Raw genomic sequence first — 445 nt, forward strand, 5'->3', positions numbered from 1 at the left:
GAGTTTATTTACGAGGTGGAAGAAACTCCCGTTCCCACCGAACCCGATACGGCTCTAGAGATCGATATCGGACTTGACAATCTGGCTACTTGCGTCGATACCAACGGGGCATCCTTTATCGTGGATGGCAAAAAACTGAAATCCCTTAACCGTTGGTACAACAAAGAGAACGCCCGACTGCAATCGATTAAAGATTTGCAGAAAATCGAGGGAATAAAGGAGCGCCAGACTAGGGTAACGCGGAATCGCCATAACAAGGTTAGGGATTATCTCAACAAAGCCGCCCGTTACATTGTTAATCACTGTATCGAGAACCGAATCGCTCAAATTGTGGTAGGTTTTAACGTCGGTATCAAGCCGGAGATTAATATCGCCAGCCCCAATAACCAGAACTTCCTTCAAATTCACCACGCCAGTTTTAGAGCTAAACTGAAAGCATTGCGGG

At 46.3% G+C, this 445-nt stretch carries 1 protein-coding gene; it reads left to right on the plus strand.

Annotated features, from left to right (window positions below):
• On the plus strand, positions 1–445 hold a 445-nt coding region (locus tag B9T16_RS29355), incomplete at both ends, for a transposase (protein ID WP_410246464.1).

Source organism: Arthrospira sp. PCC 8006 (assembly GCF_046480465.1).
Lineage (GTDB): Bacteria > Cyanobacteriota > Cyanobacteriia > Cyanobacteriales > Microcoleaceae > Limnospira > Limnospira platensis.